General features: G+C 43.5%; 27 protein-coding genes and 1 pseudogene. 24 read left to right on the forward strand and 4 right to left on the reverse strand.

All coding sequences use genetic code 11. From position 1 onward, the window contains the following. Positions 1-169 precede the first annotated feature (169 nt). From J7E66_RS08830 to nuoN, 22 genes are all read left to right on the forward strand, one after another. Positions 170-2,452, forward strand: coding sequence for a S8 family serine peptidase (locus J7E66_RS08830; RefSeq protein WP_214999287.1), 2,283 nt, complete (start codon positions 170-172; stop codon positions 2,450-2,452). A 371-nt stretch (positions 2,453-2,823) separates the two neighbouring features. Then, positions 2,824-3,048, forward strand: coding sequence for an AtpZ/AtpI family protein (locus tag J7E66_RS08835; protein ID WP_088090206.1), 225 nt, complete (start codon positions 2,824-2,826; stop codon positions 3,046-3,048). 2 nt (positions 3,049-3,050) lie between these two features. Continuing rightward, positions 3,051-3,425 carry an ATP synthase subunit I gene (locus J7E66_RS08840; protein ID WP_088090205.1) on the forward strand — a complete coding sequence of 125 codons (375 nt, stop codon included), beginning with the start codon at positions 3,051-3,053 and terminating at the stop codon, positions 3,423-3,425. A gap of 22 nt (positions 3,426-3,447) precedes the next feature. Beyond that, positions 3,448-4,161 carry a F0F1 ATP synthase subunit A gene (gene atpB / locus J7E66_RS08845; protein WP_214999290.1) on the forward strand — a complete coding sequence of 238 codons (714 nt, stop codon included), beginning with the start codon at positions 3,448-3,450 and terminating at the stop codon, positions 4,159-4,161. An 86-nt stretch (positions 4,162-4,247) separates the two neighbouring features. Beyond that, positions 4,248-4,460: a F0F1 ATP synthase subunit C gene (gene atpE / locus J7E66_RS08850; RefSeq protein ID WP_348982654.1), complete on the forward strand. Its 213-nt coding sequence runs from the start codon at positions 4,248-4,250 to the stop codon at positions 4,458-4,460. Between the two features lie 99 nt (positions 4,461-4,559). After that, positions 4,560-5,090, forward strand: coding sequence for a F0F1 ATP synthase subunit B (gene atpF, locus J7E66_RS08855; RefSeq protein ID WP_214999292.1), 531 nt, complete (start codon positions 4,560-4,562; stop codon positions 5,088-5,090). Then, a complete protein-coding gene (locus J7E66_RS08860; protein ID WP_214999294.1) occupies positions 5,087-5,623 on the forward strand; it encodes a F0F1 ATP synthase subunit delta in 537 nt (178 codons plus the stop codon). The genes atpF and J7E66_RS08860 overlap by 4 nt, the downstream gene beginning before the upstream one ends. Positions 5,624-5,648: 25 nt before the next feature. Further along, positions 5,649-7,157 carry a F0F1 ATP synthase subunit alpha gene (gene atpA / locus J7E66_RS08865; RefSeq protein WP_214999296.1) on the forward strand — a complete coding sequence of 503 codons (1,509 nt, stop codon included), beginning with the start codon at positions 5,649-5,651 and terminating at the stop codon, positions 7,155-7,157. 96 nt (positions 7,158-7,253) lie between these two features. After that, on the forward strand, positions 7,254-8,111 hold the full coding sequence (atpG, locus tag J7E66_RS08870) for an ATP synthase F1 subunit gamma (RefSeq protein WP_214999298.1): 858 nt from the start codon (positions 7,254-7,256) through the stop codon (positions 8,109-8,111). 180 nt (positions 8,112-8,291) lie between these two features. Beyond that, positions 8,292-9,713, forward strand: a complete 1,422-nt coding sequence (atpD, locus tag J7E66_RS08875; protein ID WP_214732857.1) for a F0F1 ATP synthase subunit beta — start codon at positions 8,292-8,294, stop codon at positions 9,711-9,713. Between the two features lie 21 nt (positions 9,714-9,734). Beyond that, positions 9,735-10,142 (forward strand): F0F1 ATP synthase subunit epsilon, encoded by a 408-nt coding sequence (locus tag J7E66_RS08880; RefSeq protein ID WP_214999300.1) that lies wholly within the window; start codon positions 9,735-9,737, stop codon positions 10,140-10,142. 1,167 nt (positions 10,143-11,309) lie between these two features. Continuing rightward, a complete protein-coding gene (locus J7E66_RS08885; RefSeq protein WP_168241277.1) occupies positions 11,310-11,684 on the forward strand; it encodes an NADH-quinone oxidoreductase subunit A in 375 nt (124 codons plus the stop codon). Further along, entirely contained in the window at positions 11,675-12,187 is a 513-nt protein-coding gene (locus tag J7E66_RS08890) for a NuoB/complex I 20 kDa subunit family protein (RefSeq protein WP_214999302.1), read from the forward strand. The genes J7E66_RS08885 and J7E66_RS08890 overlap by 10 nt, the downstream gene beginning before the upstream one ends. A gap of 3 nt (positions 12,188-12,190) precedes the next feature. Next, the gene (locus J7E66_RS08895) at positions 12,191-13,402 is read left to right on the forward strand and encodes an NADH-quinone oxidoreductase subunit C (RefSeq protein ID WP_214999304.1); all 1,212 of its coding nucleotides are present in this window, start codon (positions 12,191-12,193) and stop codon (positions 13,400-13,402) included. A gap of 3 nt (positions 13,403-13,405) precedes the next feature. Further along, positions 13,406-14,506, forward strand: coding sequence for an NADH-quinone oxidoreductase subunit D (locus tag J7E66_RS08900; protein WP_214999306.1), 1,101 nt, complete (start codon positions 13,406-13,408; stop codon positions 14,504-14,506). Continuing rightward, positions 14,506-15,510: an NADH-quinone oxidoreductase subunit NuoH gene (gene nuoH / locus J7E66_RS08905; RefSeq protein WP_088090192.1), complete on the forward strand. Its 1,005-nt coding sequence runs from the start codon at positions 14,506-14,508 to the stop codon at positions 15,508-15,510. Before J7E66_RS08900 ends, nuoH begins: the two co-directional genes overlap by 1 nt. A 126-nt stretch (positions 15,511-15,636) precedes the next feature. Beyond that, complete coding sequence (nuoI, locus tag J7E66_RS08910; RefSeq protein WP_088090191.1) at positions 15,637-16,056, forward strand: NADH-quinone oxidoreductase subunit NuoI; 420 nt, start codon at positions 15,637-15,639, stop codon at positions 16,054-16,056. Next, positions 16,053-16,571, forward strand: a complete 519-nt coding sequence (locus J7E66_RS08915; protein ID WP_214999308.1) for an NADH-quinone oxidoreductase subunit J — start codon at positions 16,053-16,055, stop codon at positions 16,569-16,571. The genes nuoI and J7E66_RS08915 overlap by 4 nt, the downstream gene beginning before the upstream one ends. Then, complete coding sequence (nuoK, locus tag J7E66_RS08920; protein WP_098932392.1) at positions 16,568-16,882, forward strand: NADH-quinone oxidoreductase subunit NuoK; 315 nt, start codon at positions 16,568-16,570, stop codon at positions 16,880-16,882. Before J7E66_RS08915 ends, nuoK begins: the two co-directional genes overlap by 4 nt. A gap of 206 nt (positions 16,883-17,088) precedes the next feature. Then, on the forward strand, positions 17,089-18,960 hold the full coding sequence (gene nuoL / locus J7E66_RS08925; protein ID WP_214999310.1) for an NADH-quinone oxidoreductase subunit L: 1,872 nt from the start codon (positions 17,089-17,091) through the stop codon (positions 18,958-18,960). Continuing rightward, positions 18,957-20,468, forward strand: coding sequence for an NADH-quinone oxidoreductase subunit M (locus J7E66_RS08930; protein WP_214999312.1), 1,512 nt, complete (start codon positions 18,957-18,959; stop codon positions 20,466-20,468). The genes nuoL and J7E66_RS08930 overlap by 4 nt, the downstream gene beginning before the upstream one ends. Positions 20,469-20,474: 6 nt before the next feature. Next, on the forward strand, positions 20,475-21,986 hold the full coding sequence (gene nuoN / locus J7E66_RS08935) for an NADH-quinone oxidoreductase subunit NuoN (RefSeq protein WP_214999314.1): 1,512 nt from the start codon (positions 20,475-20,477) through the stop codon (positions 21,984-21,986). A 112-nt stretch (positions 21,987-22,098) separates the two neighbouring features. Here the strand turns inward: nuoN and J7E66_RS08940 are convergent, their stop codons facing one another. Further along, a complete protein-coding gene (locus J7E66_RS08940) occupies positions 22,099-22,668 on the reverse strand; it encodes a general stress protein (RefSeq protein ID WP_214999316.1) in 570 nt (189 codons plus the stop codon). Between the two features lie 87 nt (positions 22,669-22,755). After that, positions 22,756-22,926, reverse strand: coding sequence for a CsbD family protein (locus J7E66_RS08945; protein WP_088090184.1), 171 nt, complete (start codon positions 22,924-22,926; stop codon positions 22,756-22,758). A 441-nt stretch (positions 22,927-23,367) separates the two neighbouring features. Here J7E66_RS08945 and J7E66_RS08950 point away from each other — a divergent pair, with 441 nt between their 5' ends. Next, the gene (locus J7E66_RS08950) at positions 23,368-24,069 is read left to right on the forward strand and encodes a mechanosensitive ion channel family protein (protein ID WP_214999318.1); all 702 of its coding nucleotides are present in this window, start codon (positions 23,368-23,370) and stop codon (positions 24,067-24,069) included. A gap of 111 nt (positions 24,070-24,180) precedes the next feature. Beyond that, entirely contained in the window at positions 24,181-25,476 is a 1,296-nt protein-coding gene (locus J7E66_RS08955; RefSeq protein ID WP_214999320.1) for a hemolysin family protein, read from the forward strand. Positions 25,477-25,538: 62 nt separating this feature from the next. Here the strand turns inward: J7E66_RS08955 and J7E66_RS08960 are convergent, their stop codons facing one another. Next, positions 25,539-26,363 (reverse strand): STAS domain-containing protein, encoded by an 825-nt coding sequence (locus J7E66_RS08960; RefSeq protein WP_214999322.1) that lies wholly within the window; start codon positions 26,361-26,363, stop codon positions 25,539-25,541. A gap of 130 nt (positions 26,364-26,493) precedes the next feature. Next, positions 26,494-26,870, reverse strand: a pseudogene (locus tag J7E66_RS08965) (hypothetical protein); the annotation flags it as partial.

Here is a 26,870-nt window from a genome sequence, read left to right on the forward strand (position 1 = left end):
CAACGCATACACAATTCCCACCAGGTAAAAAGGGAATCAACGCAAACACGATTCCCACCAGGTAAATAGGAAATACCCAATACCCGATTCCCGATTCCCGTTTCCCAAAATAGTCGTGCATACTTTTCCCCCTCGAAGAAAACGATATGGAAAAAGGGGAAATCTATCGATGAAACTTCTACTCGCGTTACTGCTAGCTTTTCAAACTCCGAAAATACTCATCCATCCTTCGATCACCAAAAGCACGCGGGAGACAACCGCCATTATAATCTTGGACAAACCACACACCGACCAGGAAATCCAACAGCTCATGAAACCCTATAAAGACGTTAAGCTGCGCCGTGTCTTCCACCACGCGCTTGATGGATTCTCGGTCGAAGGCAGTGCAGAAACACTTGCTGAAATCGGCCGCAGCCATAAACAAATCAAAAACGTCTCGCCTGTTATTACCTACCAAGCCGAAACCGAAGAAAGCGTCAAAATTATTGGCGGGGAAGAAGTCCGCAGTTTTTTTGATAAAAAAAATGAACGGCTGACGGGGAAAGGGGTAACGGTCGGGGTCATTGATACGGGCGTCGATTACAACCATCCCGACCTCAAGCGCAATTATGCCGGCGGCCGGGACCTGGTTGACAACGACCGCGATCCGATGGAAACGCTGGCGCTCGGGAAGGCGACGATCCACGGAACCCATGTGGCCGGTATTATTGCGGCCAATGGAAAAATAAAAGGCGTTGCCCCGGAGGCAAAAATTGTTGCGTACCGCGCGCTAGGGCCGGGTGGGGGCGGGACCACCGAGCAGGTGCTCGCGGCGATTGATCAGGCAATTAAGGATAAAGTGGATGTCGTCAATCTCTCGCTCGGAAATGATATAAACGGGCCTGACCTGCCAATCAGCCTTGCCCTCAACCGCGCCGTCGACCGCGGAATTGTCGCCGTGGCGGCTTCTGGTAATTCCGGGCCAAATGTTTGGAGTGTTGGCTCACCTGGAACCGCCTCCAAAGCGATATCGGTGGGTGCCTCGACCCCAACTTTGGAGACACCCTATCTATTAATAGAAGGAAGTCGGGATAAACTCCAGATTGAACCGCTTGAAGGCTCAGCCAAGTGGGCGCTCGACCGCTCCGCTGATCTTGTCGATGGCGGCATCGGGAGACCTGATGAATTGAAAAATATTGAAGGGAAAATTGCCCTCATCAAAAGAGGGGTCTTAACTTTTTCAAAAAAAGCGGAAAATGCGAAGCGGGCAGGGGCAAAAGCGGTGCTCATCTACAACAATATGAGCGGCGGCCGTTTCATGGGAAACCTCGATACGCAAATGTCGATCCCAGTCGGGGCCATCTCGAAGGAAGACGGGGTTATTTTACAAAAGGCCTTAAAAAAACAAACCACCTCGGCACGGGTCACGGTCAGCGAGGATTCAGACCGGCTTGCTGACTTTAGTTCGCGGGGTCCGGTGACGGGGACTTGGGAAATCAAACCGGATATTGTTGCCCCCGGGGTAGCCATTAATTCGACGATTCCGGGCGGCTATTTGTCGCTTCAAGGAACGAGTATGGCGGCGCCTCACGTTGCTGGGGCCTGCGCATTAATTAAGCAGGCCCATCCGGACTGGACACCCGAACAAATCAAAGCGGCCCTGATGAACACGGCAAAACCGCTCGCAAAGTCTAATAGTGTTGACCGTACGGCGACCATCCCGAACGGAGCCGGACGTAAGACCACTACCATCAATGGCCGAACCCTTGGGACACAGAGGGAACCCGCCTACTACCGCACCTTTGAACAGGGGGCAGGCAGAATCCAGGTCGACGAAGCGATCCAAGCCACCACACTCGTCACACCGAGCAGTATCCGGTTTGGGAAATTTACGGAACAGAGTGACGTCCATAAAGCCTATCTGCATGTCGAAAATACAAGCCAGCAAGACCAGCGTTATTCATTTGATATCCCGCCATATGTCGAGGGACTGGAATGGAGGCTGCCGCTTTCGTTTACGCTTGAGCCTAAGCAGACAAAGGACATTACAGTCGAGTTAACGGTTGACCCGCAGGTGTTTAAAGGGAAAATTCACGACGGATATCTCCGTTTGCAGGGGGGCGGGGCAACGGTTCGGATTCCCTATCTCTATGTTTTAGAAGAACCGGACTATCCAAGGGTCATGGGCTTTGATTTTGCTGAAGGCGACAAACCAGGGCAGTACCGCTATGAGGTGTATTTGCCAGGCGGGGCGGAGGAATTTGGGATTGCCTTGTTTAACCCGGAGGATTATCGGTTTGTCGGCTATTTAGATACGATTACCAATGTGAAAAAGGGACTTGTTCGCAAGGACATCCCAGACGACCAGCTTCCAGCAAACGGGACCTATTTAGTAAAGGTTTTTGCCAAAAAGGCCAGCAAAGAGGACCATATCCAACGGATGATCACGATTGAGAGGAAAAAAACTAAATAGCAATTTTGAGAAAAGACCTTGTCCACACCAAGACATGGTCTTTTTAACAAAATCATAATAAAAGTTCATAATATTGTACCATTAGTATAATTATAATTGTTCACAAAATAGACACAAAATGAACAAAATTCCTTCACAATTTACTCTACAATAAGATTGTTGAGTAAATTCTAAATTGGAAAATACTTAAGGAAATAGTTTGTGGCATAATTCACGTAATTTCATTGACATTGACAGGGTGCTATTGTATGCTAACTAAGGGTGTAAATGATAGGGTTTTCATGTAAATAAATCTATCTAAAGATAGTATTTAGGTTATGGATTTTACCATTTGCCCGATTGACATTCTCTCAGAGTGAGGATGTGTTATAATGCGTAAAAACAACCGCAACCCATTACAAGCTATGGCTTTAATGTCCGCAATCGTCTCCCAATTAGTAGGTTCCATTCTAATAGGTATTTTCTCAGGCAGATGGCTGGATCAGCATTGGGGTACCGAACCAATTTTCTTAATAATCGGACTGCTTATAGGTCTTGGAGCGGGTACCTATTCCATGCTTCTTTCAATCCGCCATTTCTATTCAGGAGATAAATAACTATGCCAGATTTCAGAGTAATGTTCAACAGGCAGCGCAAATGGATTTTTTACTTGTTGTCCATTTATGTTCTAGGCTGGGGCTTCACCTCGTACCAAACCATATTTCTAGGGCTGATTCTTGGGACATGCTTTAGTTATCTAAATCTTTGGATACTAGTTAGAAAGACGGAAAGCTTTGATAAAAAGGTAACAGAGGGCAAAAAGCCCAAGTCCTTAGGTTCACTTTCGAGGATGGCTGTGGCGGGAATTGCTGCGTTAATCGCATTAAGATACCCAGAGCAATTCGATATGATTAGTTTAGTGATAGGATTAATGACATCCTATATTGTCATTATGATAGATTATTTTTACCATGCATTGCATGTACATAAATGAAGCGGAAGCGAGGTGAGTTTACATGCATCATGAGGTTCCAGAGTTTAAATTTATGGGCCTTTGGTTTAACGGCGCAAATATGCTGATGATCACAGTAGCAAGTCTAATTGTTTTCCTAATTGCTGTCATTTCCACACGAAAGCTGGCAATGAAACCTACAGGGATGCAAAACTTTTTTGAATGGGTAATGGACTTTGTTAAAGGGATCATCAACAGCACGATGGATTGGAAAGATGGCGGAAGATTCCACATCCTTGGGATTACATTAATTATGTATGTTTTTGTATCCAATATGCTAGGTCTTCCATTTGCGATTGTGGTGGATGAAAAGCTATGGTGGAAATCACCAACAGCCGATCCAATCATCACTTTAACACTAGCAGTTATGGTTCTGGCGCTTTCCCATTATTATGGCGTCAAGCTAAAAGGTGTCAAAGGCTATGCAGAAGGTTTCTTCAGTCCAATGAAATTCTTATTCCCATTGAAGATCATTGAAGAATTTGCCAATACGCTGACTCTTGGTCTGCGTCTATATGGTAACATTTACGCGGGTGAGTTGCTTCTATCATTATTAGCAACAGGCTTAGCACATCAAGGAATAGCTGGCACCATTGCAGCTGTGCCGCTAACATTGGTATGGCAAGGGTTCTCTATTTTCGTTGGTACGATTCAAGCTTATATTTTCACAATGTTAACAATGGTTTACTTGGCTCATAAAGTGAGTCACGACCATTAATAATACACCGTTCATTTTTATGAACAAAATAAAAAATTAATTGATGTTTTATACATTTAAGGAGGAAAAAAGTAATGACAGGATCAATTGGTGTTTTAGCAGCAGCAATCGCAATCGGTTTAGCAGCAGTAGGTGCAGGTATTGGTAACGGTCTTATCGTAGGTCGTACAGTAGAAGGTATCGCTCGTCAACCTGAACATCGTGGTTTGCTTCAAACAACTATGTTTATCGGGGTTGCATTAGTAGAAGCATTACCGATTATCGGTGTAGTTATCGCGTTCATGGTATTAAACCGATAATAGTAGAAAAATTCCAGATGGCGATGATCAACAAATCCTCGCCATTCATTTATGTGTTTTTGCTATCGTTAAGCAACTCTTGAAAGGAGTGAACCGAGGGTGTTAACAAACAGTTTAGTATTAGCCACTGCTGCTGAAGGCGGCGGCCACATTAATACTGGAGATATTTTCTTCCAGCTTATCGTTTTTCTAGTATTGTTAGCCTTGCTCAAAAAGTTTGCATGGGGTCCATTAATGGGCATTATGAAGACGCGTGAAGAGCATATTGGTAGTGAAATTAGTGCGGCAGAAAACAGCCGTTTAGAAGCAGAAAAGATTTTACAAGAACAAAGAAATCTTTTAAAAGAAGCACGTAATGATGCGCAAAACTTAATCGAAAATGCCAAAAAGCAAGGTGAACTTCAACGTGAAGAAATCGTTGCGGCATCTCGTACAGAAGCTGAACGCGTCAAAGAAGCAGCAAAGCTTGAAATTGAGCAGCAAAAAGAAAAAGCTGTTGCCGCTATTCGTGAACAGGTTGCCTCTCTATCTGTATTAATTGCTTCTAAAGTAATTGAAAAGGAATTAACTGCAGCAGATCAGGAGCAACTCATTAACGAATATATTAAAGAGGCAGGAGAAGCGCGATGAGTAACTCAATGGTAGCAAAACGCTACGCGTTGGCTCTTTTCCAAATTGCGAAAGAGACTCAAGCGCTCGGAGTTATTGAAGAAGAACTTCGTGTAGTGAAGGAAGTTGTACAATACAATCCTGAATTAAAAAATATCTTAAATTCTTCTAAGCTTTCAATTGAAGAGAAAAAAGAAATCATTAAAGTATCTTTCGCAACAGTAAATGTAAATGTATTAAATACAATGTTGATCTTAATCGACCGCCACCGTGAAGACCAAATCGTTGACGTGGCAAATGAATTTTTAGAGCTGGCAAATGATGAGATGGGCATTGCCGAGGCGAAAGTTTACAGCACCCGTGAATTAACGGATGCGGAACGCGAAGCAATCTCGTCTGTATTTGCAGCAAAAGTGGGCAAAAAGTCCCTAAAAATTGAAAATATCGTAGATTCCAATCTGCTTGGCGGTATCCGCCTTCGCATTGGAAATCGTATATATGACGGGTCATTAAGAGGAAAACTCGATCGTTTAGAACGTAAATTGTTAAGCTAGATTCGAAAGATTAGGGGTGAAACTCATGAGCATCAAAGCTGAAGAAATTAGTGCCCTGATAAAAAAGCAAATTGAAAACTATCAGGCGGAAATTCAAGTGACTGATGTCGGTACAGTTATCTCAATCGGTGACGGTATCGCACGTGTTCATGGCCTCGACAATGTCATGGCTGGAGAACTTGTTGAATTTTCAAACGGCGTTATGGGTATGGCACAAAACCTTGAAGCAAATAACGTTGGTATTATCATTCTCGGACCTTTCACTGAAATCAAAGAAGGTGACGAGGTTCGCCGTACAGGACGCATCATGGAGGTTCCAGTTGGTGAGGAACTAATCGGACGCGTTGTCAACTCTCTTGGACAACCAGTTGATGGTATGGGTCCAATCAATACAACAAAAACACGCCCAGTAGAAGCAGTTGCTCCAGGCGTTATGGCTCGTAAATCCGTTCATGAGCCATTACAAACAGGTATCAAAGCGATTGACGCCCTAGTGCCAATCGGACGTGGTCAACGTGAGTTAGTTATCGGTGACCGTCAAACTGGTAAAACATCTGTTGCGATTGATACCATTATCAATCAAAAAGGTCAAAACATGGTGTGTATCTATGTTGCGATCGGACAAAAAGAATCAACTGTTCGTAACGCGGTTGAAACGCTTCGTAAATACGGTGCGTTAGAATACTCAATCGTTGTAACTGCATCTGCATCACAACCGGCTCCGTTGCTTTACCTAGCTCCATATGCGGGCGTAGCAATGGCTGAAGAGTTTATGTATGCTGGCAAACACGTATTGATCGTATATGATGATCTTTCTAAACAAGCAGCTGCCTACCGTGAGCTTTCCTTGCTGCTTCGTCGTCCTCCAGGTCGGGAAGCTTATCCAGGGGATGTTTTCTACTTGCACAGCCGCTTACTAGAGCGTGCCGCAAAAATTAACGATACACTTGGTGCTGGTTCAATCACTGCGCTTCCGTTCATTGAAACGCAAGCAGGCGACGTTTCAGCGTATATCCCAACAAACGTTATCTCAATTACTGATGGACAAATTTTCTTACAATCTGACTTATTCTTCTCCGGTGTTCGTCCGGCGATCAACGCGGGTCTTTCCGTATCACGTGTAGGTGGATCTGCACAAATCAAGGCGATGAAAAAGGTATCTGGTACCTTACGTCTTGACCTTGCATCATACCGTGAATTAGAAGCATTTGCTCAGTTTGGATCAGACTTAGATAAAGCAACCCAAGCGAAACTTAATCGTGGTGCACGTACGGTTGAAGTTCTGAAACAAGAGCTTCACAAGCCACTTTCAGTTGAGAAGCAAGTTGCAATCCTTTACGCATTAACACGCGGTTTCCTTGATGATATTCCATTAGAGGATGTCCGTCGTTTTGAATCAGAATACCTTAATTGGTTAGACCACAACCGCAAAGAGTTGTTAGACCATATTACAAAAACGAAGGACCTTCCTTCTGATGACGATATGGCTTCTGCAATCAACGCCTTCAAAAAGACGTTTGCAGTTTCCGAATAATAGGGTCTGACATTTAGAACGGTGAGAGTGTGCGGCCCCGTGAGGCGTGCCGCACGTCCTTGCCAGACATTCTTTGAAAAAGGGTGGTGAGAACCTATGGCTTCATTACGTGAGATAAAAACTCGTATTAATTCAACCAAAAAGACGAGTCAAATAACCAAAGCAATGGAAATGACCTCTGCTGCAAAGTGGAATCGTGCCGTCGTAAATGCGAAAGCATTTGTACCTTATATGGAAAAAATCCAAGAAGTAACAGCATCGATTGCAATTGGCTCAGGCGGAGTAAATCATCCCATGCTGACCAGTCGACCTGTTAAGAAAACCGGTTATATTGTTATGACTTCTGACAGCGGACTTGCTGGCGGTTTTAACAGCAACGTTCTCCGTCATGTCTATCAAACAATCCAAAGCCGTCATAAATCGAATGATGAATTCGCGATCATTGCAATCGGGAGAATGGCACGTGACTTTTTTGTCAAACGCGGCATGAATGTGGTCCTTGAATCAATTGGGATTCCAGCTCAGCCTAACTTTGCTGACATTCAAGACATTACCCGAGCAACGGTTGGAATGTTTACCGATGGAACTTTCGATGAATTATATGTCTATTACAGTCATTATGTAAGTGCCATTTCACAGGAAGTACAGGAGAAGAAGCTCCTTCCGTTATCGGACTTAGCCACTTCAAACAAACTCATTTCCTATGAATTTGAGCCGTCTGCTGAAGAAATATTAGAAGTTCTCCTGCCTCAATATGCTGAAAGTTTGATCTACGGAGCACTCTTAGACAGCAAAGCGAGTGAGCATGCTGCTCGGATGACGGCAATGAGAAATGCAACTGATAATGCTAAAGAATTAATTAATCACTATACACTAGTTTTCAACCGTGCCCGTCAAGCAGCTATCACCCAAGAAATCACGGAAATCGTTGGCGGTGCGGCAGCGCTAGAATAAAACCTTTATTTTAAAAATGAACCCGATGTAGCGGGTTTGACTAGATTTTGAGCAGGGAACGCTAGGTCCGTTCCCACTCATTTTGTTCATTATAGAACAAGACGCGTGACCACAATGAGTTCATTTTCATAACAATGCTTGTGGTGGTTTCTGCGAGAGAGTAAGTAAGGAGGGAAAACGATGAGCAAAGGACGCGTTCTTCAGATTATGGGTCCGGTAGTTGACGTTAAGTTCGAAAGCGGTCATCTGCCTGCGATTTATAATGCGTTGAAAATTTCAAGTAAAGCGAGTAATGCATCCGAAGTTGATATCAACATTACCCTTGAAGTAGCTCTTCATTTAGGTGATGATACAGTTCGTACGATCGCGATGTCTACCACAGATGGTTTAACTCGTGGAATAGAAGTTGAAGATACTGGTAAACCGATTTCTGTACCAGTTGGTGATGTAACACTTGGTCGTGTATTTAACGTATTGGGTGAAACGATTGACCTTGCGGCTGAGATTCCTGCAAGTGAGCGCCGTGATTCGATTCACCGCGAAGCACCAACATTTGAAAACCTTTCTACTGAAGTTGAAATTCTTGAAACTGGTATTAAGGTAGTAGACCTTCTTGCACCATATATTAAAGGTGGAAAAATCGGTCTTTTCGGTGGTGCGGGTGTAGGTAAAACCGTATTAATCCAGGAATTGATCAATAACATCGCTCAAGAGCACGGTGGTATTTCGGTATTCGCCGGTGTTGGTGAGCGTACTCGTGAAGGTAATGACCTTTACCACGAGATGACTGATTCAGGCGTTATCAAGAAAACTGCGATGGTATTCGGACAAATGAACGAGCCGCCTGGCGCACGTATGCGTGTTGCTTTAACAGGTTTGACAATGTCTGAGTATTTCCGTGATGAGCAAGGACAAGACGTTCTTTTCTTCATGGATAACATTTTCCGTTTCACGCAAGCAGGTTCTGAGGTTTCCGCGCTACTTGGCCGTATGCCATCAGCGGTAGGTTACCAGCCAACTCTTGCTACTGAGATGGGTAAATTACAAGAGCGTATTACGTCTACAAACTTAGGATCAGTTACATCGATCCAAGCGATTTATGTACCAGCCGATGACTATACGGATCCGGCTCCGGCTACAACATTCGCTCACTTAGATGCAACAACAAACCTTGAGCGTAAGCTTTCTGAGATGGGTATTTACCCAGCGGTGGATCCTTTGGCTTCGACATCACGTGCATTGTCACCTGATATTGTTGGTGAGGAGCACTATAATGTAGCCCGCCAAGTACAATCAACATTACAACGTTATAAAGAGTTACAAGATATTATCGCGATCCTTGGTATGGATGAATTAAGTGATGATGATAAGTTAACGGTACAACGTGCGCGTCGTATCCAAGTGTTCTTATCTCAAAACTTCCACGTTGCTGAACAGTTTACTGGCCAGCCAGGTTCTTATGTACCTGTTAAGGAAACGGTTCGTGGTTTCAAAGAGATTCTTGAAGGCAAGTATGACCACCTTCCAGAAGATGCATTCCGTCTCGTTGGCCGTATTGAGGATGTTATTGAGAGCGCGAAACGTATGGGTGTAGAGGTCTAAACAGAGCCTGGAGGGTAAAAAATGAAGACGATTCGAGTCAGTATTGTTACTCCCGATGGCCCGGTGTATGAATCAGATGTAGAAATGGTAAGTACCAAGGCAACAAGTGGTGATTTGGGGATTTCCCCTGGCCACATGCCGTTGGTTGCCCCGCTGGAAATTACTTCTGTTCGTCTTAAAAAAGGCGGTAAAACAGATTATGTTGCAGTCAGTGGTGGAATTTTAGAGGTCCGTCCTGATCAGGTGACTATCTTAGCCCAATCAGCGGAAACTGCGTCTGAAATTGATGTTGAACGTGCCCTAAGAGCGAAGGAACGCGCGGAACAGCGTCTGAGAGACCATCAAGTCGATCATACCGATTTCAGACGTGCTGAGCTTGCCTTGCAGCGTGCCATCAATCGCCTCGGCGTATCGGATAGAAGAATATAGTTTTTTTGAAAAAAGTAAAACCCCTCTGGCGGCTAAATGCTGCTGGAGGGGTTTTTTGTGGTTTTTGGGTGTTTATGTAGCTATGGTTGTGGTGTGGAGGGAGGGGGATTTTAGCGTATTCATGATGGGAAGAAGGGTACCTAGCCAGTCTTGCGACTGGCTTTTTGGGTTGGTTTGAGGGTTTATTGGGGGATGGACAGTAAATTAGGAAAAGTGGACAGTAAATATCAGGATTTATTAAAAGAGGTATCTGGAAATGTTAAAGAGGGAGCAGCTCGTTCTTTTATTTGAGGAAATTAGATACCTAGCCAGTCTTGCGACTGGCTTTTTGGGTTGGTGGCGGTATTTAAGTTGTCCTTCGGGTAATTAAATGGGATTGGTTTTATTAAAGATGGTAATTTTAAAGAGTTTCGGGGTTGGAATTAGGTGGTCCGCTAGATATGGGAATAAAAGTTACCTAGCCAGTCTCCCGACTGGCTATTAAATCTGGAGCTAATTCCGGAATAAAGCATGAAAAGTTTGGGTGTGAATATGATTGTAGAGGGGACATGTTTACATTAATGTGAGGTTGAGTTTTGTTTAGTTTGTTTATTACTTTTTTAGAAAAATATAAGTTTGTCTAAAAAAAGAGATATTCGATGTATTTTTAATGACAAAACTCACTGACATTATACACATTTTGTTGTTAAATAGAGGTTGTTGTCGAATTATTCGGTAGGTTATTGGGTTCTTGCGAACCCTTTATGCACGTCATCTTCCGCTAACGCTCCAGATCACGTGAGCTAAAGCAAGTCCTTTTAATCTAGTGTGGCGGGTTCGCTCTTGCGTCATCTCTGAAGTAATTCAGGATGTGTTTCTGTGAGATCACGCAAACGCTCAGGGGAGGGGACTTCATGTCGACGACTTAGTTCAGGTGTAAATTGTAATTCTACCCTCCGGATGCTAGCGCATCCTGCGCTTCAGCTATCGCTGAAGCTTGCAAAATTCCTGATTGAAAGTCTCTTTTGAGAGCGAGCTCTCAAGAGCCTTTTAATCAGGAATTTCTCGGCGGATAGAATTCCAATTATTATGAATTCGGCTTGTCGACATGGGTTTGTAACAATGCTATAATGAATTCGGTTACAATATTCATTAGTATGAAAATTTACAACATTGGAGGGGATAGACATGGAACTTCTAAATGTATATCAGAATAATTATCTGATCGTCTTTGCGTTTCTATGTCTTGGGGTGCTGCTGCCTGTGGTGGCTTTATATTTAGGTAAGCTTCTGCGTCCGCATAAACCGAGCGAAGCGAAGTATACCACATATGAGAGCGGTATTGAGCCTTTTCACGATTCCCGTGTACAGTTCAATGTCCGCTATTATATTTTTGCCCTGATGTTTGTTATTTTTGATGTAGAAACCGTGTTTTTATATCCATGGGCGGTGGCTTATGATAAACTGGGGATTTTTGCACTAATCGAGATGTTGATTTTCGTTATTATGTTATTAATTGGCCTTGTGTATGCCTGGAAAAAGAAGGTGCTACGATGGAATTAAAACTAGATGGCATTTCACAACAAGAAATGTCCGAGTTACAGAGAAATGTATTTATGACTACGCTAGAGCAAATTAAAGCTTGGGCTCGAAGCAGTTCGATCTACCCGGTGACATTTGGTCTGGCTTGTTGTGCGATTGAGATGATGGGTGTAGGCGGAGCGAATTATGATTTGGATCGTTCGGGTTCCTTTTTCCGTACGTCACCACGCCAGTCGGATTGTATGATTGTGTCTGGAACGGTGACGAAGAAGATGGCACCAATTTTACGAAGATTATATGACCAAATGCCTGAACCGAAATGGGTCATTGCGATGGGTTCTTGTGCGACAGCAGGTGGGCCGTATGTAAAGTCTTATTCCGTCGTTAAAGGAGTCGATCAAATCGTTCCTGTCGATGTGTATATACCTGGATGCCCTCCAAACCCAGCCGCTTTAATTTATGGAATCAATAAATTAAAGGAAAAGATTCGCTATGAGGCGAAGACTGGGAAGAAGGTGATCTAACCGATGAGTGGGGATAAAGATCTTGATCAGTTAAAAAAGGAAGCCGTTGAAAAGGCCAAAGCGGCAGCGGCGGCGAAACGGGCGGCGAAGGCCGCAGGGGAAGCCTCACCAACTCCGAAGCAGGAGGAAAAACCGGCGGAACCAGTTAAGGCCGAAGCATCCGAGCCAGTAACAGCACCGGCAAATGACGGCGACGATCTAGCGAAGAAAAAGGCAGCGGCGGTAGCTAAAGCGAAGGCGGCAGCAGCAGCAAAGCGAAAAGCGATGGAGCTTGCTGGCGGTACAGCCCCAGCCGAGGAATCTGCGCCAGCTGATACGCCGGCACGACCAGCGGCTGAAACTTCTGCTTCAGACGACAGTGACGATTTAGCAAAGAAAAAGGCAGCAGCGGTAGCGAAAGCGAAAGCGGCGGCAGCAGCGAAGAAAAAAGCGATGGAACTAGCTGGCGGAGCGGCCCCAGCAGCTGAATCCGAGGCAGGCGATAACGTCCCAGCCGGAGACGATGCAAAGGCAAAAGCAGTGGCGGCAGCAAAGGCAAAGGCAGCAGCGGCGGCAAAAGCTAAAGCGGCAGGAGCAGGAACCGACTCAGTCGCACCAGCAGGCGGCGATGACGAAAAAGCAAAAGCGATTGCGGCGGCTAAAGCCAAGGCAAAAGCAGCGGCAGCAGCCAAGGCGAAAGCGGCAGCGGGCGGAAAAGTCGACGAGACAGCTGCTCCAGCAGCCGAAACGAAGCCATCACCAAACCAGCCATACCTCGATAAGTATGTGAAGGTAATTACCGAACATCTGGGACCAGATGTTTTAGCAGATTCTTATATTAATAAACTATCTAAGGACGTTCCAACCCTCGTGGCGAAGCGTGATACATATTACAAAGTAGCTCAATTTTTAAAATACAACGAGCTCTTAGGGTTCGATTATTTATCAGAGCTTCATGGGACAGATTTTGAAACACATATGGAAGTTTATGTTCACTTGTACTCATACAAAAACCGTCAGCCCGTCGCCCTAAAAGTGAAGATTGACCGCAGCGAACCAACAATCGAGTCCTTGCAGCCGCTTTGGGCAGGCGCAGAATGGCCTGAATGTGAAGCCTATGATTTACTAGGAATCAAGTTTCCAGGACATCCAGACTTACGGCGCATCTTGCTGGGCGAAGAATGGGTTGGCCATCCACTGCGAAAAGATTACGAGCCGTACGACGTGGAGGTGTAACCAATGATCAGAACAGAAGAAATGATATTAAACGTCGGTCCTCAGCATCCAAGTACGCACGGAGTGTTCCGGCTGGTTGTTAAAATTGATGGGGAAATCATCACTGAAGCGAAACCTGTCATCGGGTACTTACACCGCGGGACAGAAAAATTAGCAGAAGACCTGCAATATACGCAAATTATTCCTTACACCGACCGAATGGACTATTTGTCCTCGATGACCAATAACTACATCCTCTGTCATGCCGTTGAGACCATGATGGGGATTGAAATTCCTGAACGAGCTGATTTCTTACGTGTGATTGCGATGGAATTGAACCGGATTGCCAGCCACCTTGTCGCCTGGGGTACGTATATCCTTGACTTAGGTGCAACAAGTCCGTTCATCTACGCTTTCCGTGACCGCGAAATGATTATCAATATGCTCAACGAATTATCGGGGGCCCGCTTGACCTTCAACTATATGCGCGTTGGCGGCGTGAAGTGGGATGCACCTGAAGGCTGGATTGAAAAAGTAGGCAGCTTTGTACCATACCTGCGCGGCCAGCTGAAAGGCTATCACGAGCTTGTCAGTGGAAATGAAATCTTCCTCGACCGGGTCAAAGGCGTCGGCAAGTATACAAAAGAAGAGGCGCTTCAATATTCACTGAGCGGACCAAACCTGCGCAGTACGGGCGTGAAATGGGATCTTCGTAAAGATGAGCCTTACTCTGTTTACAACCGTTTTACCTTTGATGTACCAACCTCAGAAGACGGTGATTGCTTAGCTCGCTACCATTTGCGTTTGGCGGAGATTGAAGAATCCTTGAAAATCCTTGAACAAGCCGTGGAACAATTCCCTGGAGAAGGTCCCATTATGGCGAAAGTGCCAAAAATCATTAAGGCACCTAAAGGCGAAGCCTTTGTCCGCATTGAATCACCGCGCGGAGAGATTGGCTGCTATATTTACAGCGACGGCAAAAAAGAGCCATACCGCTTAAAGTTTAGAAGACCATCCTTCTATAACCTGCAAATTCTCCCGAAACTTTTAAAGGGTGAAAACATTGCAAACATGATTGCTATTTTAGGGGCAGTTGATATTGTCCTTGGGGAGGTTGACGGCTAATGATAGAAGAATTGCTCCAGTCAAGTCCGGGTTGGGCTAACTTTGGAATTTTCTTTTTACTCGGCGCTGTCTTGCTTTTAATCGTATTAGGATTTGTTACCTACGGAATTTTAGCAGAGCGGAAAGTCTTAGGCTACATGCAGCTGCGCCATGGTCCAAACCAGGTCGGCGGTAAATGGGGACTATTACAAACCGTCGCAGACGTCCTCAAGCTGTTACTAAAAGAGGACATCATTCCAAAGGCAGCCGACAAGCCATTATTTATCATTGCACCAGTCATTGCCTTCGCGCCATCCTTTATGGTCCTGGCGACGATGCCGTTCACAGACGCCTTTCAGTTTGCTGACATCGGTGTCGGATTACTCTATTATATTGCTGTTAGCGGATTAACCACCTTTGGCATGCTCCTTGGCGGCTGGGCATCAAATAACAAGTACGCCCTCTTAGGAGGAATGCGTGCATCAGCCCAAATGATTTCCTACGAAATCCCGTTAGTCATGTCCGTCCTAGGCGTCATCCTTTTATCAGGAAGTTTAAACCTAAATGATATCGTCGAAGCACAAAAACATGGCTGGTTCGTACTCTTACAGCCAATCGGCTTCATTGTCTTTTTCATTGCATCAATCGCCGAATTAAACCGGACACCATTTGACCTGCCGGAATCGGAAAATGAACTAGTCGCTGGATACCACGTAGAATATTCCGGATTCCGCTGGGCCTTCTTTATGCTCGCTGAATATGTGTACTTATTCGCAATGTCCGCACTCATTACCGTCGTCTTCCTTGGCGGATGGCTGGCACCAATCAGCTTCCTGGACTTCATCCCAGGTGCCGTCTGGTTCGCACTCAAATTCAGCGTCGTCGTCTTTGTCTACATCTGGCTGCGGGCCACACTACCACGTTTCCGCGCCGACAAACTCATGGAATTTGGCTGGAAAGTACTATTGCCAATCGCACTAGCAAACATATTTTTAACAGCCTTAGTTAAATCGTTATTCTTTTAAAAAAGCTGTGTTTAAAGGTCAGTATTGATTTTTATAACCAAGTTGATTGAAGCGCAAATCAACAGCCAAGTTTAACACAACGTAAATAAAGGAAACCATCTTTAAAATGTAAAAGGGGTGAAAAACGTGCTTGGATTAGCAAAAGGCTTGAAATATACCCTAAAAAACTTGACCAAAGAAAAGGTTACGTATGATTATCCTAACAAGCCGCTTCCACTGCCAGACCGGTTCCGCGGTATTCAAAAGTTTTATCCGGAAAAATGTATTGTTTGTAATCAGTGCATGAACATCTGTCCGACGGATTGTATTAATTTAACGGGTAAAAAGCATCCGGACCCAACGAAAAAAGGGAAAATCATTGATACCTATGATATTAACTTTGAAATTTGCATCCTTTGTGACTTATGTACGGAGGTATGCCCGACCGAAGCGATTATCATGACCAATAACTTCGAGCTCGCTGAATACAGCCGTGACATGTTATTTAAAAACCTAGAATGGTTAGATGAAAACGATGAAAACATACGGCAGGTGAATAAACCATGACCTTTTCGGGCGAATTCCTCGCTTTTATGGGACTCGCACTTGTCGCCATTATTGGCGGTGTGCTTCTTTTAAACCTTACCAAGGTGGTTCATATGGTCGTTTCACTGATCTTCACCTTTGTCGCAATCGCTGGAATTTACGTGCTGCTGTCAGCCGAATTTGTGGCAGCTGTACAAATCTTAATCTATTCAGGTGCGATTACCATCATCATGCTGTTTGGAATCATGTTAACAAAGCATAATGATGAACATGAACCACAAACCGGCAAATGGAGAAAAATCCTCGTCTTCTTAGGGATTCTCGGCTTTGCATTTGCTGTTTACATTGGCATTTACAATTTCAATATCGCACAGGTTCCGACCACCTTGCATGAAAACAACACGATGCAAATCGGTAAAGCACTTTACTCAAAATACATCATTCCGTTTGAGTTAACGTCTGTTTTACTACTGGTTGCCCTTGTTGGTTCGATTATCTTAGCGAAAAATGAGAAGAAGGAGGCGGACGACCAATGAGTTCTGTTCCCGCTTCAGCCTTCCTGGCACTTGCACTGATCTTGTTTTGCATCGGTTTATACGGTGCACTTACCAAAAGAAACACCGTGATTGTCCTGATTTCGATTGAATTAATGCTGAACGCGGTCAATATTAATCTCGTAACCTTCAGCAAATATGGAATGGCGCCGTCCATTACCGGCCAAATCTTCGCCCTGTTCGCGATCAGCGTCGCAGCAGCCGAAGCAGCTGTCGGTCTAGCCATATTAATCTCACTCTACCGCGCCAAAAAGACCGTCAACATCGACGAAATGGACACAATGAAAAACTAAAAAAAATTGGGTGTCAGGCACCACGAAAAGACACTTCGCCATTTTGTCACCCTTGGACGGACACTGCAACTTTGTGTTTGGTTGTCCACTGTACGCGGACATTTATGTGGATTTGTCCACGAAGGGTGTCAGGCACCAGATAAAAATAACTTTCGACAAAACTCGGGTGGTGACAGTCACCGCCCGTGTCTAAGGGGATAGTGATAATGATGGAGAATGCATGGCTCATACCGCTTTTCCCGCTATTATCGTTTTTGATCCTTCTTCTTTTCGGGAAGCGACTGAAAGAGGCGAGTGCGTATGTGGGGATTCTGCTCACATTGGCATCGCTTGTCTACTCGATTTTGGTATTATTCGAGCGCTTTTCTGAGCCAACCTATGTTACGAAATTTGACTGGCTCACGATAGGAGATATGCATCTAACAGCGGGCTTTGAAGTGAATCAATTAAATGCATTAATGCTGTTTATCGTATCGCTCGTAAGTTTCTTAGTACATACCTACTCCAAAGGTTATATGCAAGGGGACGAGCGGTTTCCAGTATTCTATGCCTATTTAGGACTCTTTACGTTTGCAATGCTTGGTCTGGTGATTTCACCAAACTTACTGCAAACCTATATTTTCTGGGAGCTTGTCGGTGTCGGTTCCTTCCTATTAATCGGTTTTTATTTTTACAAGGACGAAGCGAAGGCGGCCGCGAAAAAAGCGTTCATTATGACCCGGATCGGGGACGTAGGCTTATTTATCGGCATGATTCTGCTATTCTGGGAAACCAAAAGCTTTGAATATAGTGAAATTTTCGCTGCTGTTGATGCCGGTGCGGTGTCAGGCACCATGATTACCTTAACTGCCATCCTTATTTTCATCGGGGCGGTGGGTAAGTCGGGTCAGTTCCCGCTTCACACTTGGCTTCCGGATGCGATGGAAGGTCCGACGCCTGTTTCGGCCTTAATCCACGCGGCGACGATGGTTGCTGCCGGTGTTTATTTGGTAGCGGCACTATTTCCACTGTTCGCAGCAAGCAAAACAGCGCTCCTTACGATCGCCGTGATTGGCGCATTTACCGCGATTTTTGCGGCAAGCATTGGTCTTGTGCAAACTGATATCAAACGTGTACTCGCGTATTCAACGGTCTCACAGCTTGGCTACATGATGCTTGCCTTAGGGTCTGCCGGTTATGTTGCTGGGGTATTCCACCTGATGACACACGCATTCTTCAAGGCGCTATTATTCTTAGCCGCCGGCTCCGTCATTCATGCGGTACATACTCAGAACATCGAAGAAATGGGCGGACTTTGGAAAAAGCTCAAACTAACCGGACCGCTTTTCTTAATTGGAACTCTCGCGATCAGCGGTGTCCCAGGGCTTTCCGGATTCTTCTCCAAAGATGAAATTTTAGTTGCGGCCTGGGAAGGCGGACATCCATTCCTCTTCTTACTCGCACTTGCGGCCGCATTTATGACAGCTTTCTATATGTTCCGCTTGTTCTTCATGGTATTTACCGGTGAAGCACGCGGAGAACAAAAACATGTGCACGAATCACCAGCGAACATGACTTACCCGATGATTCTCCTCGGTGTGCTGGCGATTGTTGCTGGTTATGTCAATACACCTTGGTTTGGAACGTTCCTTGGCGACTGGCTTGTCGATGGCAACGAAGCGCTCGCACACCATGGTCACGTCGAAGGTCCAAGCTGGATCATGATTGCCGCAACGGTTGTTTCCTTAGCGGGAATTTACCTTGCATACTTGATGTACAGTAAGCGGTCTGTGTCCCGCAACTGGTTAAGCGGCACAGGGGATACATTACACACGATTTTAACGAACAAATATTACGTCGACGAGTTCTATCAACTGACGGTCGTCGCATTCACCAAAGGACTCAGCTACTTTTTACGGTTCATTGATGTCTTCCTTGTCGGAGGACTCGTCAAGGGCGTAGTTGGGATTGTCCAAGGTCTTGGGGCAGCAGGTTCGAAGCTGCAAACCGGACAGGTTCAAACGTACGGCGCGGTCGCCTTTATTGGGCTAGCGGTACTCGTTGTCATCTTTGCATTAACAGGGGGGTACTTACGATGAATTTAACATCTGTTCTTTCAATCCTAGTATTCTCCCCTTTACTAGGTATCGTGGTTTTGGCTTTTATGCCTAAAACGGAAGAAAAAGCGATTAAAGCGGTAGGCTTTCTAGCCACACTGCCGGCCTTACTGTTGGCAATCGCAGCTTATCTTCATTATCAATTTGGCAAGGATTTAGCGGACTTTACCGTATCCGTCCCGTGGATTCAATTCCGCGGCATTGCAGGCATCGAAGAGCCAGTTTTCTCGGTGTACTATGAACTTGCCTTGAGCGGCTTTCAACTCTTGCTGGTCGTCCTCACAGCGGTCGTAGCGACGCTGTCAGCGATTGCGGCGGCAAAGTTTGTGAAAAAAGAATGGAAAGGCTATTTTATGCTCTTCCTTCTGTTAGAAATCGGAATGCTCGGCGTGTTTACCGCCGAAAACTTAATTCTGTTCTTCATTTTCTTTGAAATCACCTTAATCCCGACCTTCTTCTTAATTGGAAAATGGGGTTATTTTGAAAAAGAAAAGGCAGCTTACAGCTTCTTAATTTATAACGGCTTAGGGTCAGCCGTACTGCTTATCGTGATCATGATTCTGTTTGCAAAAACAGGCACAACAAACATTGATACGTTAGTCCAAATGGTGGCTGATCCAAATGCGCCGCTGTCTGGCGACTTGAAGCTTGGCTTGTTCATTTCCTTATTGATTGCGTTTGGGGTAAAATTACCGATTTTCCCATTACACAGCTGGATGCTGAAGGTACACGTTCAAGCGCCGCCATCTGTTGTTATGATCCACTCAGGGATTCTCCTGAAAATCGGTGCGTACGGATTAATCCGTTTTGGGATGGGTATTTTTCCCGAGCAATTTAAGACACTTGCGACGCTGATTGCTGTCCTTGGAGTGATTAATCTCCTTTACGGGGCATTTCTAGCGTTCATTCAAACAGATTTTAAAATGGTTTTGGCTTATTCATCCATTTCTCATATGGGAATTGTGTTAATCGGACTTGCGGCGATGAATGAGGCTGGGGTTCAAGGGGCGATTTTCCAAGTGATTTCGCACGGATTGATTTCCGCGCTGTTGTTCTTCTTGGTGGGCATCCTTTATGAACGCACCGGTACATCACTGATTGAGAATCTGGGCGGAATGGCGAAGGGCATGCCGATTGCAGCGGGCTTCTTGTTGGCTGCAGGGATGGCGTCGCTTGGCTTGCCAGGGATGTCTGGATTTGTCAGTGAGTTTATGGCGTTCCTCGGTCTTTTCAAAGAAATGCCGTGGATTGCCGCAGTTGGTACGATCGGGATTATCATGACGGCGGCTTACTTGCTTCGCGCAGTGTTAGGGATCACGTACGGCAAGTCACATCGTGAATTTACCGGCATCCTCGATCTTAAAGGCGTGGAATTCATGCCGGTGGTTATTTTGATGCTGTTAATCGTTTTAATTGGTGTTTTCCCAAGTGTCCTCAGCGCACCGCTACAAACTACACTTGAAACGATCATGCTAGGGATAGGAGGGTGATGAAGGATGAGTCTTGAGACCTTGCAGCAAATCAATTGGAGTGCCATGACGCCAGAGTTCATCATCCTTGGTGTATCTGCACTTCTTACACTTTTAGATTTATTTATGCCGAAAAATATGGATCGAAAAATTCTCGGCTGGATCGGGATTGCGGCCATTTTTGCAGCGATCGTATCTGTGCTTGGCATGGTCGGCGGACCAGTGACGTCGATTTTGGAGAATTCATTCCGTTTAGATAGTTTCGCGATGGCCTTTAAATTATTGCTTCTTGCGGGTGCAGGTCTGGTCATGTTCTTGGCCATCAGCTATGAGCCGAAAGAAGGCTTGGAAGAATATCGCGGCGAGTTTTATTACTTGTTCTTATCGGCCTTGCTCGGTGCGATGATTATGACATCCAGCGGTGATCTAATTACGCTGTTTATCGGCTTGGAATTGTTAACTGTTTCTTCTTATATTTTAGCGGGGATCCGCAAGTATCATTTAGAGTCTAACGAATCAGCGATGAAATACGTCATCAATGGCGGAATTTCAACTGCGATTACGTTGTTTGGGATGAGCTATATCTATGGCTTAACAGGCTCAACCAACTTGCTCGACATTGCCGGCCGGTTGTCCACGGTTACGGATGGCCAGCAAGCGTACTTGTTAACCTTGGCATTTTTGATGGTTTTTGTTGGATTAGCCTTTAAACTGGGTGCGGCTCCGTTCCATATGTGGGCACCTGATGTTTACCAAGGGGCGCCAACGCCGGTTACTGCTTTTCTAAGTGTGGTTTCGAAGACAGCGGGCTTTGTGATTGTGCTCCGCATTTTGTTAACAGTATTTGGTTCGGCTGCATCGGTTGGAAATCCACAAATGCCGATTTTGCTAGAGATGCAGGACTATATCGCCTTTATCGCTGGGGCAACTATGATTATTGGTAACGTGATCGCTTTAAAGCAGTCGAACATAAAACGAATGTTTGCTTACTCAAGTATCGCTCATGCCGGCTATATTTTAGTGGCGTTAACATCTTTGAGCTCGAATATGTTTTATTCAATCTGGTTTTACCTGCTCGCTTACTTATTCATGAACCTTGGCGCGTTTGCGGTCATCCAGGTGGTTAGCGAAAAAACAGGCTCAACGAAGATTGCTGATTTTGCTGGATTGTATCGCCGCTCGCCGGTGCTTGCAGTCGTGATGGGCTTACTGCTTGTTTCGTTGGCAGGTTTCCCAGGTACAGCTGGTTTCATCGGAAAATTAAACATCTTTATCGGGGCATTTTATGGTACGCCGCATTATGTGCTTGCGTCGATTATGATCGCGACGACGGTCGTCTCATATTTCTATTATTTCGGCATAATGACGCAAATGTTCTTCCGTCCGGCAAGCGATGACAGCAAGTTCAATCTTCCATTCGGAATCATTGTGGTCTTGATTGTTGCGGTGGTTGGGTCGGTGCTGTTCGGTGTGATGCCGAATATCGCTTTAGATTTTATGCAAAATAACCTTGATATCTTAGCAGACTTTTTCAGCTAGTTGATAAGGGAGAGTTGTGCTGCTTGGGGGAAGGCGGCGGGTTAATTTAAAGGGGTTTTATATGAAAAAGAAGAGGTTGGGGAACCTCTTCTTTTTTTTATCTATAAGTTACTTAATATTTGTTACTCAAGGCAGGATTTCGATTTCTAATCGATTTGAATCGGTCATCCTCATGATCAGCAGCTGGTTCCACGTCTAAAGGAATCTCTTCTTCACTGTCGATCATATTATGGGCAGAGTCTTCTCTTTTCTTGACCAGGACTAAGATCTTACCTTCTTCAACGGACTCCCCATAATACTTGGCGTCATCGTCTGGAATTCCAAGTCCGATTAGTGCTCCAGTTAAACCTCCTAAACCTGCACCTGTTAATGCACCCATTATGCTTGCGGCAATAGGACCTGCGGCAACTATTGGACCAATACCCGGTATGACAAGAGCGCCAAGTCCAGCTAATAATCCTGTTGCGCCACCAAGTGCCCCACCTGTAATAGCGCCTGTGGTGGCGGTATCTTCGACTGCAGTGCCTGTTTCTTCGGTAACGTAATCAACGTGATTGTGATCTTTACCGATTACACTGATTTCTGACTTATCGTATCCCCATTTTACAAGATCCTCAATTGCGGCAATGGCCTCTTGTTCGGATTGATAAACACCTACAATGTTTTTTTCATGTTTGTTCATTTTTACTCCTCCTCTTATAAAAATTTGGATGTTTTATAAAAAATGAATATAGTTGTATCATCAATAGGCTGCCAATGTGAATGTTTACTATCTTGATAGTTTATCTTTTACTTCGCCAACGCCTTCTTTTACTTTGCCTTTTGCTTTATCCATTTTTCCTTCTGCTACCTTTGAATCATCATCTGTTAAATGACCCCATTGCTCTTTAGCCTCACCTTTTACTTGATCTACATTACCTGACAATTTATCCTTATTCATATTGTTTAGCCTCCTTGTATTTGTTCTTATGGATTTTTGTTATCTAGTTCATCTTTCTTTTCACCATGATCTCAATAAGTAAACGTGGGAGGTTAATGGTGCCAATATGGTTATTGGATTTGCTATTAAACTCATACCTTTCAGCCCCTTTCGTTTGCATATTGGTTATATTCCCACTGTATAAAATACGAAACCTCAATTTTTTTAAGAGTAAGGTATGGATGATCCATACCAGAATAAAAAATCGTTTTCTTTCTATTAAAGGCCCTTTTTTAAAAGCCTCTGATTCCCATTTAAAAAAATTTTAATTGATGGAGATTGGACCAACTAGTAAAAAAAAATAAGGTTTCATTTCTTTTATTAGGGTTATATATCCAATAGAAAACTTACTTACGTAAATAAGTTGGAAACAGATAAAATGGGGAAAAGGAGATCGATACGATGGATATGAATCAAATGATGACGGGTTGGTACTCTTATTTTAATCAGCTTCCGAACTTGCTGTTTGCCCTTCTTGTATTATTGGTTGGATGGCTGATCGCTAAGAGTATCGGAAAAGGTGTCGAGGCAATTTTAAAGAAAACTCGCTTTGATGATAAGCTTTTTTCAAACTTTGGAAAGAGAAAATACTCATCTGAAGTGATTATTGGAAAAATTGTTTATTATATTTTACTAGTGTTTGTGTGGATTATCTTTTTTAATATGCTGAACTTAAGCTTGATTGCCACACCACTGGTTCAAATGTTATCAATCATTACAGCAGCGATTCCGAACGTTTTAAAAGCTGCTCTAATATTACTACTAGCTTGGGCAGTTGCCTCACTCGTTCGTATGCTCTTTAAAAAGGCCTCTGCAATGTTTCATTTTGAACGTCTTTTAGTCCAATGGAAGATGACAAATAATCCAGCGGATGCTGTTAGTAAGGTAAACAGTATCTCAAAAGCTCTTTTCTACTTTGTTTTCTTACTATTTTTACCAGGGGTCTTGGATGCATTGCAAATGGAAGGTGTTTCTGAACCTTTCGCAAACACTCTATCAACTTTGCTTGCCTTTATACCTAAGTTATTTGCTGCCGCACTGATTGTCTTTGTCGGCTGGCTTATTGCAAAAATTGTCCGTGATATTCCCAAAATAGTAGAATAAAAGATTTAAGCAAAAGGGACAGGTTTTTTACCTGATCACACGAATAACAATCCGAAACTCAGATGATTTCGGATTGTTATTTTAATAAAAAGAGAGGGAGTGAAACTTCTCTTGATGATAATAAATTTACTTTTAATCACACTATTAATCGCACTTACTGGATTTTTTGTCGCAATCGAATTTGCCATCGTAAAAGTACGCCCCTCTAGAATTGATCAATTGATTGCGGAAGGAGAGAAGGGCGCTGTAGCAGCTAAAAAGGTGGTATCACATCTCGATGAATACCTTTCAACCTGCCAACTGGGAATCACAGTAACGGCACTCGGGCTGGGATGGTTAGGAGAACCAACAGTAGAAAGGCTGCTGCACCCATTGTTAACGGTACTCAACCTAAATGAATCTGTTACACATATTTTATCCTTTGGGCTTGCCTTTGCCTCAGTTACCTTTTTACATGTAGTAATGGGTGAATTGGCGCCTAAAACAGTAGCAATCCAAAAAGCGGAGATTGTAACGCTTTACTTCTCACGGCCAATCATATGGTTTAACAAAATCATGTTTCCGTTTATCTGGCTATTAAATGGTTCTGCCCGTCTGTTGGCAGGTCTATTTGGCTTAAATCCAGCATCCGAACAGGAATCAGCTCACTCCGAAGAAGAGCTGCGGATCCTCTTGTTAGAAAGCTATAAGAGCGGCGAGATTAATCAGAATGAATTACGATATGTAAACAATATTTTTGAATTTGATGAGAGATTGGCAAAAGAAATCATGGTCCCTCGCACGGAGATTAGCAGCCTTACGTTGGACGACACGATTAATGAAGTTATTAAGAGGGTGAAAAGCGAAAATTATACTCGATATCCAGTAATGGACGGTGATATAGATAATATCATCGGAATCATAAACGTTAAAGCACTCTTAACAGCCAAGATAATGAATAAAGGTAATACGGAAGAGTTGAAGGTAAAATCCTATATCAATCCTGTTATTTACGTGATCGAAACCATTCCCATTCATGACTTATTGGTGAAAATGCAAAAAGAACGAACCCATATGGCCATTCTAATGGATGAATACGGTGGGACTTCTGGTTTGGTTACGGTTGAAGATATTATTGAGGAAATCGTCGGAGAAGTTAGAGATGAATTTGATACGGATGAAGTGGCAGAGATTCAAAAGATCAAGGAAAACCATTATTTAGTAGATGCAAAACTATTAATAGAGGACGTAAATGATTTACTCGGTACAAACTTAGCGACTGCAGGAATAATTACAATTGGCGGCTGGTTTCTATCACAAAACCTTGACTCCCAAAATGGTAGTGAAGTTATAACAGAAGGATATCTGTTCAAAGCCCACACAATCAGTGGTTATCACATTTCGAATTTAGAAGTAAAAAAGATTTAAAACAAAAGAAGGCTTGGAATATCCAGGCCCTTCTAAATATTTCTTTTTAAATACTGTGAATGCTAAACAACAAGATGTTCATTTAATGTTTGCTGTAACGTTGCTTTTGTCTCTGTATAACTGTGAAGATCAATTCCTAAATTAACCATTCTTCTTACAAGTTCAGGGCGTAATCCAGTTAAGATTGATTTAGCACCCATTAACGTTACGCCAATCAATACTTTTTGAAAATGAGAAATGGTACTTTCGTCCATGTCCGATATTCCCGAAAGGTCAATAATCAATGTCAGAATCCTTAACCTTGATATATCCGTTAATACTTTTTCTTCAATAATATCCATTCGATAAGAATCAAACGTACCAATCAATGGCAATACAGCTACAGTTGTGCTAACTGGTATGATGGGAACCGAGAGATGTTCAACTAATTTCCTTTGAGAAAGAATTAATTCATCTTTATATTGTGAATAGCTAATGAAAAAGGTGTTTAGAAATTCATCAATCCCATCATTAACTTTATGTTCCAATTCGAAAAAATCTTCAATATAATTACCTTCCTCATTTAATTGATCATAAAGTTTTATGAAATGCCATAAGGCACGTCTAATGGCATGTACCCATTCTAGTTTGAACGCCAAAGTTAATGAAAATTTTGCCCAAGCCACTCCTTCTTCTTTAGCAAAACTAATGAGCTCTTCTGTTCGAGTTTCCACAACGTAAAGAACTAGCCTTTGAGCATTTTTTAAAAGATCAATATTTCCAGCTTGTAAAATACGCTCAATATTAGAGGCAACATTGACAGCCTCGGATAACAGCTTATTCTGAAATTGTTCTTTGTTTTCGATAATATAAGCCGAAATATTTCTAGTGTCATAATAGGTATCCACCGTTTGTTCCTCCTCATATAAAAAAATGTTATTTCGAGGCTTCTGCTCTAACCTGCCAATTATCCAATACCCGCTTTTTTGGACAGTTAAACATTTTTTTTGCAAAAAAAAATAAGATTTTTTCCTTGCTTCAACTAAATGGCCTTGTTAACGGTGTGTGACTTTGATTCTTTAAATTTTCCTCCATGATGTGAATATCATCTTTAAAATGCTCGGTGATAACCTCTTTTTCTCCAAATAAAAACAGCTGATCTCCTTCATGGATTTTTTCGTTGTAGATGTTTCTTCTAATCTTCAATTCACCTCTTTTAATAAAAATTACAACAAACTCAAGCCGCTCATGTTCTTTTATCACTTGATTTATCGTTTTGAAAGCGAGAAAAGAGTCTTTATAGATATGCAGATTTAGTAGATAATCATCTTTTTCTGTTAAGAATACGTCCCGGATGGGCAAATCTCCAAGCTCAATATTCTGTTTCATTTTTTGTCTCTTCACCGTATTCTGTG

This window comes from Bacillus sp. ISL-7 (genome assembly GCF_018613065.1).

Bases quoted from the DNA above. Each gene is read 5' to 3' on its own strand.
- J7E66_RS08830 (WP_214999287.1), top strand. From the start codon at position 170: ATGAAACTTCTACTCGCGTTACTGCTAGCTTTTCAAACTCCGAAAATA.
- J7E66_RS08835 (WP_088090206.1), top strand. From the start codon at position 2,824: ATGCGTAAAAACAACCGCAACCCATTACAAGCTATGGCTTTAATGTCC.
- J7E66_RS08840 (WP_088090205.1), top strand. From the start codon at position 3,051: ATGCCAGATTTCAGAGTAATGTTCAACAGGCAGCGCAAATGGATTTTT.
- atpB (WP_214999290.1), top strand. From the start codon at position 3,448: ATGCATCATGAGGTTCCAGAGTTTAAATTTATGGGCCTTTGGTTTAAC.
- J7E66_RS08860 (WP_214999294.1), top strand. From the start codon at position 5,087: ATGAGTAACTCAATGGTAGCAAAACGCTACGCGTTGGCTCTTTTCCAA.
- atpA (WP_214999296.1), top strand. From the start codon at position 5,649: ATGAGCATCAAAGCTGAAGAAATTAGTGCCCTGATAAAAAAGCAAATT.
- atpG (WP_214999298.1), top strand. From the start codon at position 7,254: ATGGCTTCATTACGTGAGATAAAAACTCGTATTAATTCAACCAAAAAG.
- atpD (WP_214732857.1), top strand. From the start codon at position 8,292: ATGAGCAAAGGACGCGTTCTTCAGATTATGGGTCCGGTAGTTGACGTT.
- J7E66_RS08880 (WP_214999300.1), top strand. From the start codon at position 9,735: ATGAAGACGATTCGAGTCAGTATTGTTACTCCCGATGGCCCGGTGTAT.
- J7E66_RS08885 (WP_168241277.1), top strand. From the start codon at position 11,310: ATGGAACTTCTAAATGTATATCAGAATAATTATCTGATCGTCTTTGCG.
- J7E66_RS08890 (WP_214999302.1), top strand. From the start codon at position 11,675: ATGGAATTAAAACTAGATGGCATTTCACAACAAGAAATGTCCGAGTTA.
- J7E66_RS08895 (WP_214999304.1), top strand. From the start codon at position 12,191: ATGAGTGGGGATAAAGATCTTGATCAGTTAAAAAAGGAAGCCGTTGAA.
- J7E66_RS08900 (WP_214999306.1), top strand. From the start codon at position 13,406: ATGATCAGAACAGAAGAAATGATATTAAACGTCGGTCCTCAGCATCCA.
- nuoH (WP_088090192.1), top strand. From the start codon at position 14,506: ATGATAGAAGAATTGCTCCAGTCAAGTCCGGGTTGGGCTAACTTTGGA.
- J7E66_RS08915 (WP_214999308.1), top strand. From the start codon at position 16,053: ATGACCTTTTCGGGCGAATTCCTCGCTTTTATGGGACTCGCACTTGTC.
- nuoK (WP_098932392.1), top strand. From the start codon at position 16,568: ATGAGTTCTGTTCCCGCTTCAGCCTTCCTGGCACTTGCACTGATCTTG.
- nuoL (WP_214999310.1), top strand. From the start codon at position 17,089: ATGATGGAGAATGCATGGCTCATACCGCTTTTCCCGCTATTATCGTTT.
- J7E66_RS08930 (WP_214999312.1), top strand. From the start codon at position 18,957: ATGAATTTAACATCTGTTCTTTCAATCCTAGTATTCTCCCCTTTACTA.
- nuoN (WP_214999314.1), top strand. From the start codon at position 20,475: ATGAGTCTTGAGACCTTGCAGCAAATCAATTGGAGTGCCATGACGCCA.
- J7E66_RS08940 (WP_214999316.1), bottom strand. From the start codon at position 22,668: ATGAACAAACATGAAAAAAACATTGTAGGTGTTTATCAATCCGAACAA.
- J7E66_RS08945 (WP_088090184.1), bottom strand. From the start codon at position 22,926: ATGAATAAGGATAAATTGTCAGGTAATGTAGATCAAGTAAAAGGTGAG.
- J7E66_RS08950 (WP_214999318.1), top strand. From the start codon at position 23,368: ATGGATATGAATCAAATGATGACGGGTTGGTACTCTTATTTTAATCAG.